Raw genomic sequence first — 15,465 nt, 5'->3', positions numbered from 1 at the left:
GTCGAATCCGATCGTGAACAGGTCCAGCTGCTCTGGCTTCCTGGCCAGCACCGTGACCCGCTGGCTGCCGTGGTCGAAGACCGTCTCGGGGTGGAGCTGGAACCATGGATTCCAGCCGTGTTCCGGATTCCAGAACGTAGTCCACACTCTGTTGTCGAATCCGATCGTGAACAGGTCCAGCTGCTCTGGCTTCCTGGCCAGCACCGTGACCCGCTGGCTGCCGTGGTCGAAGACCGTCTCGGGGTGGATCTGGAACCATGGCCGCCAGCCACCCTTGCTGCTCTCCCAGTGCTTCCACCAGAAGTCGACGAGTCCGTGGATCTGATAGAAGTACGTACTTTGGGGTGAGCTATGCACATCACGGACCAGCTCATCACCGAAGGCGTCCGCAGTGGCACTATGCAGGAAGGAATTGTGAATTCCGTTCTCAATGAAGATGCCGACCTGGTCCGCCGACCCGAACGACCCCGGGTTGTTAACGATGCGAACCTCGTCGGGCGCCCAACGGCCCCATGCCGGAAGCCGTTTCAGTTCGTCCGGAACCTCGGTCCAGGGTTCGAGTGATTTGGGATCGACGGGCGGAGGCTCCTGCTGGTCGAACCAGGATCTGAAGTCCGCGATGAACTGGCGGTGGAACTCGAGGAACTCAATACCCGAGCCGGGGGTCCCTGGTTGGGCGCTCCGACTCGGAAGGCCGTGAGCTCCGCTGGGAAACGCATGCCAAGCGTGGTGCCTATCCAGCAGATTTCTTGGATAGCCCGGGATCTCCATGAGAATCTCCCTCGCAACATAATAATGGGCGTTAGAAAAGGGAGTGGGAACGCGTATCCGGGCGCGACACGTTCAATGTATGTCGCCCTCCGGGCATTGGCAAGTCGAGAGGAGCTGGCGTCGCGAGTCATCAATGCAGTTCGCTATTCCCGCTGCTCCGGGGCGTGTTCGCGAGCGCATTCGATTGATGCCCAGTCAGATTTCGGGCGTCCGGACAGTCACCGCAGTGGTTGGGGAGCGGTGCACGAGGCCGGGCTACTCGACGAGGCCACCGCGGACAACGCGGCCGGGGATGGCGAGCAACACGCCGGGGTCGTCGTGCAGGCCGACGAGGCGACGGGCAGGTCGGGGTTGCGGACGGAGACCCACTCCCCAAGCAGCCCCTGGAGGGTCTGGCCGCTGAGATATCGATATCCCTCGGCCCCTCCCCGAGGGGACGTCCTCACCCGGCGGATACGCCTGCTGGTCGCGGTCACGATCACCTACAACGTCATCGAGGCGGTCCTCGCCATCACCCTCGCCTCCTCCACCGCCCTGATCGGCTTCGGCCTCGATTCGGTCATCGAGGTCTCCTCCGCCGCCGCGGTCGCCTGGCAGTTCTCCGCCCGCGGCCACGCCGTACGTGAGGCCCGCGAGCAGCGCACCCTGCGGATCATCGCGGTCTCGTTCTTCGCGCTCGCCGTCTACGTCGCCGTCGACGCTACCCGCGCGCTCTCCGGCACCGGGGAGGCAGAGCGGTCGATCCCCGGCATCGTGATCGCCGCCCTGTCACTGGTGATCATGCCGTTCCTGTCCGCTGCCCAGCGCCGCGCCCGGCGGGAACTGGGCTCCGCCGGCGCGGTCGCGGACTCCAAGCAGACGCTCCTGTGCACGTACCTGTCGGCCGTGCTGCTGCCCGGCCTGGTCCTGAACGCCGCCCTCGGCTGGTCCTGGGCCGACCCGATCGCGGCCCTGGTTATCGCCGTCATCACCGTCAGGGAAGGCCGTGAGGCGTGGCAGGGCAAGGGATGCTGTGCCCCGGCCGCCGCCCTGGTGCCGTCCGCCGATGACGAGGCGGACGCGTGCGGCTGCCGCCCTGGCTGCGACTGCTGCAACTGACCGCCCGCACACAAGGCCCCGACGTCGACCGACGCCGGGGCCTTCAGCTGTCCTCGTCGTCGGCGGCGTCGGGGTCCCGGAGGGGGCGCAGGCCCTGGCCGGGGCCGCTGGCCTTGATGTTGAACAGGTAGCGGCCCAGGAAGTTGATGTGCCGGTCCTTGAGCGGGGAGAGGCGGGCGACGTCCTCGTCCTTGATGTCGTGGCCCTCGGTACGGAGTTGCCTGACGGCGGCGTCGAGGTAGCGGGTGTTCCACAGGACGACGGCGTTGAGGACCAGGCCGAGAGCGGCGAGCTGGTCCTCCTGACCCTCTCGGTATGCCTGGCGGATCTGGCCCCGGCCGCCGTGACAGATCGCACGGGCGAGCCGATGGCGGGATTCCTGCACGGTGAGCCGCCGGTTCATCAGCCGCCGGTAGGTGTCGTCCATCGGGTCGACCAGGGCGAGCAGGTGCATGGTCTTGTCGATCCGCCCGTACTCGGCGAACGCGGCCCCCAGCGGGGTGGGGTGTCCCTCGCGGCCGAACATCCGCAGCAGGTCGTAGGCCCGGACCTGGTTGGTGATGAGCGACCCGGCCACCCGGAGCATGTCCGACCAGTGCGTGGCGATCCGCTTCAGGTTGACCTTGTTGCAGGCCACCGCCTCCAGCAGCCCGTACCCGGCGGCCGGCGGCTCGTCGTCGCGGTCGGGCAGGTCGGCCCGCCAGAACCGCTGATCAGCGAGGTCGCGGAAGCGCGGGGCGAAGCGGAAGTCGAGCATCTTGTACAGCCCGAACGCCATGTCCGAGTAGGAGGCGTTGTCGGTCGCCACCATCTCCGGCTTCACCCCGCCGTCCAGGTTCAGCAGGGTGTCCAGCGTGTAAAGGCTGTCGCGCAGAGTGCCGCGCACGACCATCGCGCCGATCCCGGCGACCTGGTCGCTGATGGCATTCAGCCAGGTCACACCCCGTTTGTAGCCGTAATACTTGGGCGAGGGGCCGGTGTTGATGCTCTTGACGGGCACGACGAAGCGCAGGCCGTCGACGGAGGCGAGCAGCCCGCCGCCCCACATCTGGGCCAGCTCGATCCGGGACTGGACGGTAACGAGCGCGGCGTTCGCCGCGGCGAGAGTGTCAGCGCGTACGTAGTTCTGGTCGACGTGAGACAGGCGCGAACGCGAGAGCGCCTTGCTCTCCGGGTCGATCACCGGGGTCAGGCCGATGTTGCAGCTCTGCGAGACGAGCAGGGCGACCAGGGAGACGAGCAGGCCCTCCATGCGGCTGCGCCGGTCGGAGACATGCCCGAAGGAGTCGAGGAACCCGGTCCAGGAATGCACCTCGAACAACAGGTCCGGCAGGTCGATCCTCGGGAGCATGGCCTCCGTGGTGGCCTTCAGCCACGTTAGCGACTCCGGCTCGCCCACCGCGCCAAGCTTGTCCACCGACAGGTGGGCTCGGCCGCCGCCTTCAGGGACGACGATCTCCACCTTCGCTTCGTCGCCGGCCTCCTCCAACCGGTCGGCCATCTGCCGCCACGCCGCATCCAGACCGCGGGTGAGCCGGGCCAGATGTTCGCCCGCGTCCTCGGTCAGGGACAGGCCCGCCAGCACGTCCGTCCGTATCGCCTCCCACCGCGCCCCCATCCAGCAGCCTCGCGCGCGGGTCGGCCCACCGGTTCGAGGGAGCGGCGAACACGTCGCGCCGGTTCAGCGCCCCGTGCAACTGCTCCAGCACGCACACCACGTACGCGTCCCGGTCAACCGCACCCTGGGACAGCTTGGCGTTGGAGAACACCGCCCGCTTCCACATCGCGGGCACCAGCTCGGCGTCGACCTCGCGGGGCAGCAGCGGCCGGTCCTTGACCCTCCGGCGCGAGAGCGCGGGCAAGCGGCGCACCGCCTTCAACAGGCGCCGCCCGGCCGGTGCCGCGCCCAGCGCGTCCGACTCGCCCAGCGGCGCCAGGAACGGGCGCACGGTGTTGTAGCGCAAGGCCAGCTTCTCGCGCATCGCAGCCTCGGCCGACCCGTCGTCCTCCGGCACCAGGGCCTCAACGGTCGCGACCGCACCGGCCACCGCCGTACGCGGCACCGCTTCCTCCACCGCTGCCCACAGCGCGGCCACGTCCAGGTCCGCGTCATGTTCGGCGACCAGGTCCAGCTCCTCGGTGAGGATCTTCGACGCCTTCGCCAGGATGCGCGCCGCCTTCTCCAACTGCGGCAGCATCTCCAACCGCTCCCGCTCCGAGGCCCGCCGCGCCGGGCTGATCAGCCGGTTCGCCATCAGCACCGCGAACAGGTCCAGCGCGTCATCGACCGCCTGCGCCTCCAGCTGACGCAGCACCACCGTCAGCAAAGCCGTGCGCCGTGGCTCCGGCGCCCGCTCGATCGTCTGCGCCTTGCTCAGCTGCCCGTACCGGGCCAGCGTGGACAACCGGTTCACCGGCACCCGCGACAAGTTCACCCGGCCCAGCGCGACCGCCGAGATCTCCTCCACCCGCTCCATGGCCCGCACCATCGCGGTGCCCGTCGACTTCACCGGCGGCGTACGCAGCCGCTCCAGCTCCGAGACCCGCTTGCCCTCCGGCACCGCCAAGAGGGCGGCCAGCGCCGGCGCGAGCGCGGGATCGGCACGGTGCACCGCGCGGGCCACCGCCTCGTACACCCGCCGCTCGGCCACCGCGCGGGCCTCCGACACCTGCCGGGCCAGCACACTCACCCCAGGCAGCAGCACCCGGTTCCTCCGCAGCCAGGTCACCGCGTGGTTGAACAGCGCCACCGGCCCCTCGGCGTGCGTCCACGCCCGCCCGTACAGGAAGCCGCGGAACTCCCGGCCCCACCGCCGATCGGTGAAGTCCCGGTACTTGAACCGCTCCTGGATCTCCGCCGCGTGCTCGTACGGTGTCCGCCGCCGCTCCGGGTACCGCTTCACGCACGACGCGTCCTCGATTCCGAGCTGCCCGGCCAGGTACTCCACGGCCTCCCACGGCACCGCAAGCGGGTCCTCACCCAGGAACCGGCCGACGTAGCGGACCGTGCAGATCTGCACCGCCATCCCCAGCCGGTGCGCGTCCGTACGACGCAGAGCGATCAGATCGCGGTCGTCATCGTCGAGGAAGAAGAACCGCTTTCCAGCTCCGGGCGCGTGGGCACCTCGGTGAACGTCCCCTACGCCTCGGCCTGCTCATCAGTCAGAAATTCCACCGGCACGACCGGACCGTAGCCAGTAGCGACAGCCACGCGACGATCTCCCCGAGAACCTCGGCGGCACCCCGGGCCGGTGTGCTACCCACCATGATCAATCTCAGCGGCACTTTCTGTAGACATGCGGTGACGAGGATGGCTTCATCGGCCGGCGTGCTGCTCGACCGTACCGGCTGGTCACCGGCGTCCGTCGACCGGTTCGTGGGGCACCAGGCGAACGCGCGGATCCTGCATGCCGTCGCCGATCAGCTCGGCATCGACGGCACACGCACCGTGATCGATCTTGACCGAGTCGGCAACACCTCAGCGGCCTCCATCCCCCTGGCGCTGTCGCGAGCCTGCGGGAAGGGCTGCTGTCGCCGGGTGACCGAGTTCTGCTCAGCGCGTTCGCCGGTCCCACGTCTCCCGCAAGGAACGATGACCGACCCGGGTGGGGAGGGTGCCGGCGGCGCCCTCCCCACCCGGGTCTTCCTTCTACCGGCCACTTCCTACCGATCACTTCCCGCCAGACAGGAGAGACGTGCCCGACGTCCCACGGTCCGCGGCCTTCTTCGACATCGACGGAACGCTGACGGCCACCACCACCATGTTCGACTTTCTCGCCCACCACCTGTCCGTCCGCGGCAGGCCTTCCGAGTACGCCGCACTGCGCGGCCGGCTGCGCGCCATGGCGGAGGCCGGTGCGGGCCGTGCCGACCGGTGCCGTGCCTACTACCGCGTGTATGCGGGAGTGGAGGAGTCAGGTCTCCTCGCCGAAGGCGAACGATGGTTCCTCGACCGGGTCCGGACACCCCGCTTCTTCCACGAGCCCGCACTCGCCGCGTTCGGCGCCCATGCCGCAGCGGGCGATCTGACCGTCCTCGTGTCGGGTTCGTTCGCCGCCTGCCTGGAACCGCTCGCCGAGCACCTCGGTGCCGACGTCCTGCTGTGCTCGCGCCCCGAGGTGCACGACGGCCGCTACACGGGCGCCCTCACGACTCCGATGATCGGCTCGGCCAAGGCGGCTGCGGTGTCCGCTCTCGCCGCCGAGCGCTCACTGTCGCTGAAGGACTCCCACGCGTACGGGGACCACGTGTCCGACGTTCCGTTCATGGAGCTCGTCGGCCATCCGGTCGTCGTCGGTCACGACCCCCGGATGCGCCGCCATGCCCGCGCACACGGCTGGCGGTGCCTGGAGGACTCCCCGCTGCCGGGGACGGCACGGGGGAGCAGGTCATGACGCTCAGCCGCCCCTTGCGGATCGCCGTCGTGGGCGCCTACGGCAACGGCAAGACGACCCTCACCACCGAACTGTCCCGGCAGCTCGGGCTCCCGCGCACCCACGGCGCGGCCATGCGCGACCCGGCGGGAGGAGCGGGCAAGTCCTTGGAGGAGTGCACGGACCCGGAGGTGATCCAGCTCGCCGTCCACCGGTTCACCGAACGGGTGGTGGACGAGGCCCGCTGCTCCCACGGGTTCGTCTCCGACGGATCGGTCCTGCACGAGTGGATCTACACGAAGGTGCGTCTGGTACTCGGCCGCCTGCCCGGTCCCTCTGCCCGGCTCGACACCGCCGTACGGCCGGCTACGACTGCGGCGTACGAAGAAGTAACCGACTAGATCGGCCTGCTGACCCAGCAGCACGCATCCGACACGTACGACCTGGTGGTGCACCTGCCGGCCGACGTGCCGCTGCCGGAGGGCCACCGTCCGATCAGCGAGCACTTCCGTCGCGTGTCCGACCGGCTCCTGCGGGAGACGCTGGAGGCGTGGCGCATCCCGTTCCACGTCGTCACCGGCAGTGTCCAGGAGCGGGTCCGTCGGTGCCGGGAACTGGTCGAGACCTGGAGTGCGTGAGCAGCGACAGGTGCAGGGGCCCCGACACGGTCGGGGCCCCTGCACGGGATGCGGGCGTGCGGTCAGGCGGCCGCCGCGACGGCGCCGCGGCGTTCGGGCCGGGCGATGAGCCGCCAGGCGCTGAGGCCACCGAGGAGATAGGCGAGGCCGACGGCGAGGAAGGAGGCCGCGGCGCCGTGGTCCCAGTCGCTGGTCGCGTGCAGCACCACGCCCATGACCGCGATGCCGACAAGCGAGCCGATCTGCCGGTTGGCGTTGAGGACCGAGCCGGCCACGTTGGCGTTCTCCGGTCCGGCGGCGTCCACCAGGGCGGCGGTCATGCCGGGCGAGATGATCCCGGCCCCGACGTTGGCGACGCCGACCGCCACGGCCACGACCCAGTAGGGGGTGGACGCCGAGATGGTGACCATGGACAGGGAGGCGGCACCGGCAAGGAGCAGGAAGATGGTCAGCAGCGTGCCGTTGGAGAACCGCGCGGAGATCCGTGCGTACACGATGTTCGCCACCGGGAAGAAGATCGTCATGGGCAGCAGCTCCAGCCCGGCCTGGAAGGGGGTGGCGCCTCGGGCGTGCTGGAAGTACAGGCCGAGCATGAAGGTCGACCCGAACAGCGCGAAGTTGAACAGGAAGCCGACAATGTTGGCTCCGGCGAATCCGGGACCGCGGAACAGCTGCCAGGGCATGACCAGGTTGGCGGCACGGCGCTCGCGGAGGACCAGCAGCACGGCGGCGGCCACCGCCACCACGTACGCGGTGAGCACCGGATCTGCCGTCCAGCCCAGCTGCGGCCCCTCGATCAGGGCGAAGCTCACGGCGGCCAGTGCGATGATCCAGATCAGGTGGCCGGGAACGGCGAGCCGGGTGGCGCGGCTTTGCGCGGCGGCGATGTAGCGGTAGGTCATGACCATGCCGATGGCGCCGATCGGCAGGTTGAGCAGGAAGATGGACTCCCAGCCGAAGGCGCTGACCATGAACCCGCCGACGGTCGGCCCCAGGCCCGACGAGGTGGCGACGATCGCCGACCACAGCCCCAGCATGCGGGTGCGCTGCCGCTTCTCCGGGAAGGAGAAGACCAGCAGCGACAGAGAACTGGGCATGAAGAGGGCCGCGCCCGCGCCCTGCACCAGCCGGGCGGCGATCAGCGTCTCGGCGGTGGGAGCCAGGGCGCAGGCCAGGGAGGCGAGGAAGAAGACGCCCATGCCCCACAGGTAGACGGTCTTCGCGCCGATCCGGTTGGCCAGTCCGCCCGCGAGCATCAGCAGCGAGGCGAAGGTCAGGACGTATCCGTCGACGATCCAGGTCAGCTGGGTCAGCGTGGTGCCCAGGCTCTCCTGGATGGTGGCTCCGGCGACGTTCACCACGGTGACGTCCAGGGTCGCCATGACGAATCCCGTGGCCAGAGCGGTGATCTTCACACCGCTGGGGACGTCGCGCCGACCGCCCGCGGGGCCTGCGGCGGTCTGCGCTCCGCCTGTTCGGACAGTGGTCATGCTTTTTTACTCCTGTGAGGGGTCGGGAAGGGCTGCGGTCCGCTGAGGAGTGGCCGGCAGAGGGCGGCCGGGGGGATGCGGCCGCCCAACTCCGCCTGAATCACCGCGCGTTCTTACTGAACCCCATATGACGATGGCTGTCAAAGTTTGATGCTCATCAACTTTTGATGGCTGTCGTACCATGGCGGGACGACACGCGACGAGGAGGCGGACAGCCGTGGCGGCACGGATCACCACAGAGCGCATCACCGACCATCCCGATGCTGATGCCATCACGCTCCAAGGCGTCCTGGACGCGCTGGTCGATCCGGTGCGCCGCAGCATCGTCCGGCAGCTGGCCCAGGCACCCGAGGACATCGCCTGCGGCACCTTCGACATCACCGTCTCCCGCTCGACCGGCACCCACCACTTCAAGGTGCTGCGCCAGGCCGGGATCATCAGGCAGTACTACATCGGCACCTCGAAGATGAACGCGCTGCGCATCGAAGACCTCGAGCAGGCCTTCCCCGGCCTGCTCACCGCGATCGTCGACGCTGCGGCCAAGGAGAGCTGACCGGCCACCGCCCGCCCGCGCGGCGCTCCAGCCGGCGGCCGGTTGCGGCGGACAGCCGTACGGCGTCCAGCAGCCGGTGCAACTCGAGCCCGTCGGCGAAACGGGGCACACGGCTGTCGCCCCCGCGGATGTCCGCGGCCAGAGCCGCATACTGCACAGCCATCGTGTGCTGGGCGGCATCGAGACCGTCCGCCGGCACGGCCGTGCCCCAGGAGCCGGGAAGCGGCAGCTCCTGCAGGGCCGGCTCTGTCCCCTGCGCTCCGAGCAGGGCCAGTCCGCTGATCTGCAGCCCGCGGTCGCTCCGCGGTCCAGTGGACACGACGGCCTTGCGCTGCACGCGACGCTGGAAGGCGGCGCCGCGCTGGTGGCCCACATCCACGACGCCAAGAACCTGCCGAGCGTCCTCGTCGAGTGTGATCCGCCGGCTGCCTGCCGCCTTTGCCTACACCCTCGACCCCACGAACGGCGCCGGCACCCTCTCCCGGCCGCGACCCCCCGCGCGCTGTACACGTTGACGGAGGTGACCCGGCCCACGTACCCCTGCCTGATCAGTTCCCGGGCCCGGACGACCGCCGGGGCGTGCCGCGCCTGGAGGCCGACGGCGTTCACCACGCCGGCTCCGTGAGCGGCTGCCGTGAGCTTGGCGGCCTCCTCGGTGGTCCGGGCAAGGGGCCACTCGCACAAGACGTGCTTGCCCGCCGCGAGTGCCGCCTCCACCAGCCGCGCATGGTCCGGCACCTTCACGACGATCGCGACCATTTCCACGTCGGGATGTGCGGCGAGGCTGCGGGGGTCGGTGAAGGCGTGCGCCGCCCCGTACCGGCGAGCGGCCAGGTGCGCACTGTCCGCCCGGCGGGTACCGACCGCGGTGATCTCGTACTGCGGCAGGTGCTGCAGGGCCGGCAGGTGTGCGGTGGCGGCCCAGCCCCGGTCCGGGGAGGCGCCGATCACGCCAATGCGTATCGGTTCGGTGGCCATGGGGTGTCGCTGTCACTCCGGGGAGGGATGCCGTGCCAGGAGATGCCCGCGGCGCCGGCAGGCACGGCGTGCGCGGTTCACGGGATGAGCTGCGGAAACAGGTCGCGGTTGTCCTGGTATCACTGCACCGACTCGTACAGTCGCCGGGTGGAGCCGGTGAAGTGCGGGGCGACGTAGCGGGCCAGCAGGTCATAGCTCCGCTTGGTCTTCTCCCAGTCGGCCCAGTCCTGCGCGTAGACGAGTAGGGTCCCGAAGCCGCCGACCTCCTCACGGAGCCGCTCGATGCCGGCCACCACGCCGCAGACGGCCGATCCATCACGGTGAGGGCCACACACGGATCCTGCGACGATGGCCCCGTCGTCAAAGCCCTGGAAACGGATGAGAATGTAGTGCTGTACGCCTCCATCGCCGGGGTCCGAAGCGGCCCCTGCGCCGCCGACATGATCGAGCAGAGCGTGAAGGTGGAACTGCGGAAGCCGCTCGGTGACCGCCTTCTCCTGGACGCCCTCTCCGGCCGACCGGTGCCATACGGTGACCCTAACGGGACGTCACCGAGCTGGTCATAACGAGTTGGTGCGTGATAGCGGATGGGCCGTGTTTGGCTTGGTCGTGGCCTGTTTTCAGGCGTTAGCCTCACTGTTTCGGTTGGGGCGATGAGGCGTCATTGAGGCTTTTCTACTGACCTTTAAAGCGTGGTGTCGTAAGGGCTGACGCCTCATGATCCCTGCGGTATGCCGACCGCATGAGGTATGCACAAGGGGGCGGGCTGACCGACGAGCGGCGGACCTTCCGTGAGAAGTTGAGGATGGAGGCGGCTGCGCGGTTCGCCCTGGGCGACGAGAGCGCGGTCATCGCGCACGACCTGCGGGTCAGCATCCGGTCGGTTCAGCGGTGGCGCAGGGCCTGGTCGCAGAACGGGCCCAGGGCCCTGGCCTCCAAGGGCCCGGCATCGCTGCCGCTGCTCAGTGACGAACTGTTCGCCGTGCTCGAGCGGGAGCTGGCCAAGGGCCCGGTGGCACACGGCTGGCCGGACCAGACCTGGACCCTGTCACGGATCAAGACGCTGATCGGGCGCCGCTTCCACAGGAGTTACACCGTGCAAGGGGTAGCCGCACTGCTCAAGCGGCACGGCTGGAGCTGCCAGGTCCCCGCCCGGCGGGCGATCGAGCGGGACGAGAACCTGGTGGCCGGCTGGATGAAGGAGACCTGGCCGAGCGTGGAAGGACCGTGGCGGCGCTCGACGCCTGGCTCGTCATCGAGGACGAGGCCGGATTCTCGATGACGCCGCCGACCACCCGCACCTGGTCCCGCCGCGGCCACACCCCGGTGATCCGCGTGCGGGGCCGCTCCCGCCGCCGCTTATCGGTAGCCGCCCTGGCCTGCTACAAGGCCGGCGAACCTTCGCGGCTGATCTACCGACCCTGCCCGGACGCCCGGCCTGACGGGCGCAAGAGCTTCTCCTGGAAGGACTACCGCGACCTGATCCAAACCGCACACCAGCAGCTCGGCGGCCCGATCGTGCTGGTCTGGGACAATCTCAACACCCACCTGCCGGCCGGAATGCGCCGCTACATCTCCGACCGCGACTGGCTCGCCGTCTTCCAACTGCCGCCCTACGCACCCGACCTCAACCCGGTCGAAGGCATCTGGTCCGTCCTGCGACGCACCACCACAGCCAACCGCGCCTTCGCCGACCCCGCCGACCTGATCACCGCCGTCCGGCGCGGCCTACGCCAGCTCCAGTACCGCCCCGACGTCCTCGACGGCTGCCTCACCGGCACAGGCCTCCGGCGCCAGCCACCATGACGACATCCCGCATTCAAGGTCAGTAGTCGTGGTGCTGACATCCCCATTGCGGACGCTTGGCCCATGTCCCCTGGCTGGAGTGAAGGAGTAAGGGACGGGCGGATGGGCGGTACGGCCGCGGCCGGGGGCCGGGGCGTGCTCGGTCCGGTTGCGCGGCGGCCGGGCCTGCCGCGCCGCACCCGCCGGCTCGGTGGCCCGTTCGGGGTCTGAGGCCACCAAGGAGCCCTGAAGTTCCGGTCACGGGATATCCATGGTCGGGCAACGACTGGACACGTCGTCTGCTGTTCACCACCGGTTCTACTCGCCTTGACCCGGGGGCTGGTGTCATGCCGTCAGCCGCCCGGCATACCCAGCCGGGCCCGGATCCGACGGAGCCCCCGCATGCCTTCGATTCGCCGACTCGCCCCCGCCTTCGGGGCGTTCGTCCTCGCCACCGGTGCGCTGGTGGTCGGCACGGCCAGCGCCCACGCCACCACGCCCATCACCACGACTTCGGCTGCGGCCGGGGCGTCGTGTTCGCAGGCCTACCTTCCCTTGCCGGACCCGCTCTGCCAGCCCGGCGCCTTCAACCCGGATGTCACGCAGGCCACGATCGGATCAACGATCTGTGTGTCGGGCTGGACGTCCACGGTGCGCCCGCCGACCTCGTACACGAATCCGCTGAAGGTCCAGCAGATCGCGGCGTACGGGTACAGCGACACCAGCACGGCCGACTACGAGGAGGCCCACCTCGTCCCGCTGGAACTCGGCGGCGCGCCGCGGGATCCGAAGAACCTGTGGCCCGAGCCGCGGTACAGCACAGGCGGCAAAACCGCGGGTAATAAGGACACCGTCGAGACCGCCTCAAGAGCGCCGTCTGCAATGGCCAGGTCTCCCTCGACGACGCACGCCGTGCGATCGCGACCGACTGGACCACCGCGCTGGCCGCCGTCGGACTGAACTGACCACAGCGCGGCCTCCTAGCCGGCCGGGGGCAGCGGTCCGAGATCCCAGGGCCTCCACGCACTCAACTCACCCAGTACCCGCCGAGGGAGGCCAGTTCCAGCTGCAGAACCCGGTCGACCCGGTGCACCCGGACGAACCCGACACCGTGATCGCGACGCTCCAGAAGTTCCCGGCCAAGGTCGGCGGCCTCTGACCCACCCGCGCGGATCGTCGAAGCACCACCCCGACGTCCACACAAGGGCCGGCGCCCAACCGCGCGAATGCGGGTGGCAAAGGTCACCGGCCACCAAAGACACGGCGTCCGCCCCAGGCACATCCCGGGGCGGGCGCCGCCGCTGCTCCGGTCATGCCGCCGCTGCCGGCCTCGGTACTGGTGAGCTCGCGTATTCAACTGTCGCGAGTTCTCCGTCAGGGTGGGCTGGTCTATGACCTTGCGTGATCTCCAGCGGGTGCAGGGTTGTCGGTTGTTGGCCAACGCGTCCCGTCAGGGGAAGCGGGTGTCGTGATCTGCTCGATCGCGGGCTTGAGAAAGGTGAGTGTCAGCTCCGCCCGGCGGGCGGTCCACTGCTCCGTGGCTGGACTGGGGTCGCCGTAGCGGCGCTGCCTGATGTCGTCCACGACCTCAGGCGGAGCTCCCATTTCGGTGAGGACGTCGAGAGCCTCGGCCTTGGTGATCAGCTTGCCGTCCTGCAACGTCAACGTTGCTCTGGCCAGAGTCAGCAGGCCGAGGTCGACCCAGATGTCGCGGGTCCACCGCTCGGGGTGTTCCAGGGACGGTCGCCAGAAGCTCTCCAGGTCGTTGATGATGAAGTCAGCGAGCTGTCCGTCGGTCACCGGTGGCAGCAGGGCTGCTGGCGCTTGGCCGTATAGAACGAGTCCGAAGTCGTGCAGCTCACGCCTGGTCACCGGTGTGACTGCCCGGCGCATGAGTTCCTCGTGGGCCCAGGTGACGTGCGAGCGTTCAGGACCATCCAGCTCCGTGGCTGTGGGATAGCTGCAATGCAGCTTCGACGCGAGGGGGATGGAACTCCCCAGGCTCTCGTGCACCTCCCTGAGTCGTTGTTCCTCCAGTGCAGTGCACGGTCGGTTGAGAACGGCGATCAGGTCGAGGTCGCTGCGGCCCGGCTGGTAGTCACCTCCGGCGAGTGACCCGTGCGCCCACACCGAGACCAGAGGCAAGATTGACCGGACGACGCTGACGAAGCGGTCGAGGAGCTGGCTGGTGGCCTCATCTGTCATATGGACAAGTCTGTGTCATATGGTGCCACCCACGCCGGCACACCTGGTCTCAGCGCATCTCAGGCCTATGCCTATGACAAGGCCGGACGCCTGACCCAGGTGCAGGACACCACCGCCGACGCGGTCTGCACCACCCGCACCTACACCTTCGATAAGAACACCGACCGCAAGGCCCTGGCCACCGCGACCGCGGGTGTCGGCCTAGACTGCACCACCAGCGGAGCGGCCACCACCAGCTACAGCTACGACAGCGCCGACCGGCTCGTGAACAGCGGCTACACCTACGACGCCTTCGGCCGTACCACCGCCCTGCCCGGCTCCACCATCGGCTACTACACCAACGACCTGGTCCAGCAGCAGACCGCCGGGAGCCAGCGCCAGACCTGGACCCTGGACTCGGCCCTGCGCCGCCGCGGCTTCACCACCGAAACCAACGCCTCCGGCAGCTGGACGCAGACCGCCTCCAAGCTCAACCACTACGACTCCGACAGCGACAACCCCCGCTGGACGATCGAGGACACCGCCAGCGGAGCGCTGACCCGCAACGTCGACGGCCTCGACGGCAACCTCGCCGCCACCACCAGCAAGACCGGCGACACCGTCCTGACCCTGTCCAACCTGCACGGCGACACCGCCCTGCAACTGCCCACCGACACCAGCGTCGCGCCCACCGTCCTCGACTACGACGAGTACGGCAACCCCCGCGCCGGACAGGATCCTTTCCGCTACGGCTGGCTCGGCGGCAAGCAGCGCTCCAGCGAGACCCTCACCGGCCTCACCCTCATGGGCGTACGCCTCTTCAGCCCCGCCACCGGACGCTTCCTCTCCACCGACCCCGTCCCCGGTGGCAGCGCCAACGCCTACGAGTACTGCAACGGCGATCCCATCAACCAGTTCGACCTCGACGGGAAATGGAGCTTCCGGGGCTTGGCGCGGAGCACGGGCAGGTGGGCCTGGCGACACAAGTGGGACATCGCAGCCACCGCTGCGAGCTTCACCCCCGGCCTCGGAGAAGCCGTATGGGCCTACCGCGGGTACCGCGCTTACAAGGCGCTGACCTACACCAGCCGCTTCGGCGCTTGGGCGTCCCGCTCCCGATGGCTGGGAACCGGAAGCCGTCTCTTCGGCGACATCCACCGCTCCGGCGCATGGGTTCGTGGAACCGAGGCGCCCGCTTCGCCATGGGCTGGAGCGCTCACGGTTTCAAGCGCCAGTGGGGTGTGAAGATGACCCGCACAGTCTTCCGCGTCAAGATCTTCCGACGGCACTACGACTGGTTCCACGGAGGGTTTCTGTAATGCAACCGAGCAGTCCCGCCCGATGGGCAGCAGCAGTGGAATCGGCTCTCATGAGGGCTGGCGCCGCTCCGAACACCGTCACCCCTGAAATGACAGAAGTCGGTGGCTGGTCCATCAACTGGGAAGGGCAGTGCAGGCGAGTCCCTCTGTGGTTCACCCTGTACGGTCACCACGCCGCACCCACAGCCGAAGTACGCGTCAACGACTGGATCTTCACTCCTGTGCGTCTTGATCAGGTGGAAGGGCTGTTGTTGAAGGCCCTTTCCGGTGATGCCG

At 69.0% G+C, this 15,465-nt stretch carries 13 protein-coding genes and 5 pseudogenes; 11 read left to right on the top strand and 7 right to left on the bottom strand.

All coding sequences use genetic code 11. The annotated features are described in order from the left end of the window. Nucleotides 1-771 (bottom strand): annotated as a pseudogene (locus AB0F03_RS36210) (hypothetical protein); the annotation flags it as partial. 399 nt (nt 772-1,170) lie between these two features. Between AB0F03_RS36210 and AB0F03_RS36205 the strand changes: the two are divergent. Next, nucleotides 1,171-1,869, top strand: coding sequence for a cation transporter (locus AB0F03_RS36205; RefSeq protein WP_362000329.1), 699 nt, complete (start codon nt 1,171-1,173; stop codon nt 1,867-1,869). Nucleotides 1,870-1,912: 43 nt separating this feature from the next. On the opposite strand, the pseudogene AB0F03_RS36200 reads toward AB0F03_RS36205, so the two are convergent. After that, nucleotides 1,913-4,993: pseudogene (locus tag AB0F03_RS36200) on the bottom strand (Tn3 family transposase). Between the two features lie 168 nt (nt 4,994-5,161). Here AB0F03_RS36200 and AB0F03_RS36195 point away from each other — a divergent pair. The 4 genes and pseudogenes from AB0F03_RS36195 to AB0F03_RS36180 all read left to right on the top strand — a co-directional run. Next, a pseudogene (locus AB0F03_RS36195) lies at nt 5,162-5,439 on the top strand (3-oxoacyl-[acyl-carrier-protein] synthase III C-terminal domain-containing protein); the annotation flags it as partial. 125 nt (nt 5,440-5,564) lie between these two features. After that, nucleotides 5,565-6,263: an HAD-IB family hydrolase gene (locus AB0F03_RS36190; RefSeq protein ID WP_362000314.1), complete on the top strand. Its 699-nt coding sequence runs from the start codon at nt 5,565-5,567 to the stop codon at nt 6,261-6,263. Continuing rightward, on the top strand, nt 6,260-6,643 hold the full coding sequence (locus AB0F03_RS36185) for a hypothetical protein (RefSeq protein WP_362000311.1): 384 nt from the start codon (nt 6,260-6,262) through the stop codon (nt 6,641-6,643). The genes AB0F03_RS36190 and AB0F03_RS36185 overlap by 4 nt, the downstream gene beginning before the upstream one ends. Continuing rightward, nucleotides 6,644-6,880, top strand: a complete 237-nt coding sequence (locus AB0F03_RS36180) for an AAA family ATPase (RefSeq protein WP_362000327.1) — start codon at nt 6,644-6,646, stop codon at nt 6,878-6,880. A 62-nt stretch (nt 6,881-6,942) separates the two neighbouring features. Here the strand turns inward: AB0F03_RS36180 and AB0F03_RS36175 are convergent, their stop codons facing one another. After that, the gene (locus tag AB0F03_RS36175; RefSeq protein WP_362000309.1) at nt 6,943-8,370 is read right to left on the bottom strand and encodes an MFS transporter; all 1,428 of its coding nucleotides are present in this window, start codon (nt 8,368-8,370) and stop codon (nt 6,943-6,945) included. Between the two features lie 217 nt (nt 8,371-8,587). Between AB0F03_RS36175 and AB0F03_RS36170 the strand changes: the two genes are divergently transcribed. Continuing rightward, nucleotides 8,588-8,923, top strand: a complete 336-nt coding sequence (locus AB0F03_RS36170) for a helix-turn-helix domain-containing protein (RefSeq protein ID WP_362000307.1) — start codon at nt 8,588-8,590, stop codon at nt 8,921-8,923. Here AB0F03_RS36170 and AB0F03_RS36165 read toward each other — a convergent pair. The 3 genes and pseudogenes from AB0F03_RS36165 to AB0F03_RS36155 form a co-directional block, all read right to left on the bottom strand. Then, nucleotides 8,886-9,302, bottom strand: a complete 417-nt coding sequence (locus tag AB0F03_RS36165) for a hypothetical protein (RefSeq protein WP_362000305.1) — start codon at nt 9,300-9,302, stop codon at nt 8,886-8,888. The genes AB0F03_RS36170 and AB0F03_RS36165 overlap by 38 nt on opposite strands. Before the next feature lie 275 nt (nt 9,303-9,577). Continuing rightward, nucleotides 9,578-9,901: pseudogene (locus tag AB0F03_RS36160) on the bottom strand (Gfo/Idh/MocA family oxidoreductase); the annotation flags it as partial. A gap of 119 nt (nt 9,902-10,020) precedes the next feature. Next, a complete protein-coding gene (locus AB0F03_RS36155; protein ID WP_362000303.1) occupies nt 10,021-10,197 on the bottom strand; it encodes a hypothetical protein in 177 nt (58 codons plus the stop codon). 446 nt (nt 10,198-10,643) lie between these two features. Here AB0F03_RS36155 and AB0F03_RS36150 point away from each other — a divergent pair, with 446 nt between their 5' ends. The 3 genes from AB0F03_RS36150 to AB0F03_RS36140 all read left to right on the top strand — a co-directional run bounded on the left by AB0F03_RS36150 (nt 10,644) and on the right by AB0F03_RS36140 (nt 12,646). Next, nucleotides 10,644-11,183: a winged helix-turn-helix domain-containing protein gene (locus tag AB0F03_RS36150; protein ID WP_362000301.1), complete on the top strand. Its 540-nt coding sequence runs from the start codon at nt 10,644-10,646 to the stop codon at nt 11,181-11,183. Next, the gene (locus AB0F03_RS36145; protein WP_362000324.1) at nt 11,180-11,707 is read left to right on the top strand and encodes a transposase; all 528 of its coding nucleotides are present in this window, start codon (nt 11,180-11,182) and stop codon (nt 11,705-11,707) included. The genes AB0F03_RS36150 and AB0F03_RS36145 overlap by 4 nt, the downstream gene beginning before the upstream one ends. A gap of 381 nt (nt 11,708-12,088) precedes the next feature. Then, a complete protein-coding gene (locus AB0F03_RS36140) occupies nt 12,089-12,646 on the top strand; it encodes a hypothetical protein (protein ID WP_362000299.1) in 558 nt (185 codons plus the stop codon). Between the two features lie 429 nt (nt 12,647-13,075). On the opposite strand, the gene AB0F03_RS36135 is transcribed toward AB0F03_RS36140, so the two are convergent. Continuing rightward, complete coding sequence (locus AB0F03_RS36135; protein WP_362000297.1) at nt 13,076-13,891, bottom strand: nucleotidyltransferase domain-containing protein; 816 nt, start codon at nt 13,889-13,891, stop codon at nt 13,076-13,078. 54 nt (nt 13,892-13,945) lie between these two features. Here AB0F03_RS36135 and AB0F03_RS36130 point away from each other — a divergent pair. Both AB0F03_RS36130 and AB0F03_RS36125 read left to right on the top strand, forming a co-directional pair. Further along, a pseudogene (locus AB0F03_RS36130) lies at nt 13,946-14,803 on the top strand (RHS repeat-associated core domain-containing protein); the annotation flags it as partial. Nucleotides 14,804-15,239: 436 nt separating this feature from the next. After that, nucleotides 15,240-15,465 (top strand): hypothetical protein (locus AB0F03_RS36125; protein ID WP_362000295.1); only part of this gene is annotated, 226 nt, incomplete at its 3' end.

The organism is Streptomyces sp. NPDC028722, assembly GCF_040637655.1.
Taxonomy (GTDB): Bacteria; Actinomycetota; Actinomycetes; order Streptomycetales; family Streptomycetaceae; genus Streptomyces.
The sequence above is the reverse complement of the archived record's forward strand: the minus strand, read 5'-3'. Positions and strand labels throughout refer to the sequence as shown.

Coding starts and splice junctions, on each gene's coding strand:
- AB0F03_RS36185 (WP_362000311.1), top strand. CDS start 6,260: ATGACGCTCAGCCGCCCCTTGCGGATCGCCGTCGTGGGCGCCTACGGC.
- AB0F03_RS36175 (WP_362000309.1), bottom strand. CDS start 8,370: ATGACCACTGTCCGAACAGGCGGAGCGCAGACCGCCGCAGGCCCCGCG.
- AB0F03_RS36150 (WP_362000301.1), top strand. CDS start 10,644: ATGAGGTATGCACAAGGGGGCGGGCTGACCGACGAGCGGCGGACCTTC.
- AB0F03_RS36145 (WP_362000324.1), top strand. CDS start 11,180: ATGACGCCGCCGACCACCCGCACCTGGTCCCGCCGCGGCCACACCCCG.
- AB0F03_RS36140 (WP_362000299.1), top strand. CDS start 12,089: ATGCCTTCGATTCGCCGACTCGCCCCCGCCTTCGGGGCGTTCGTCCTC.
- AB0F03_RS36135 (WP_362000297.1), bottom strand. CDS start 13,891: ATGACAGATGAGGCCACCAGCCAGCTCCTCGACCGCTTCGTCAGCGTC.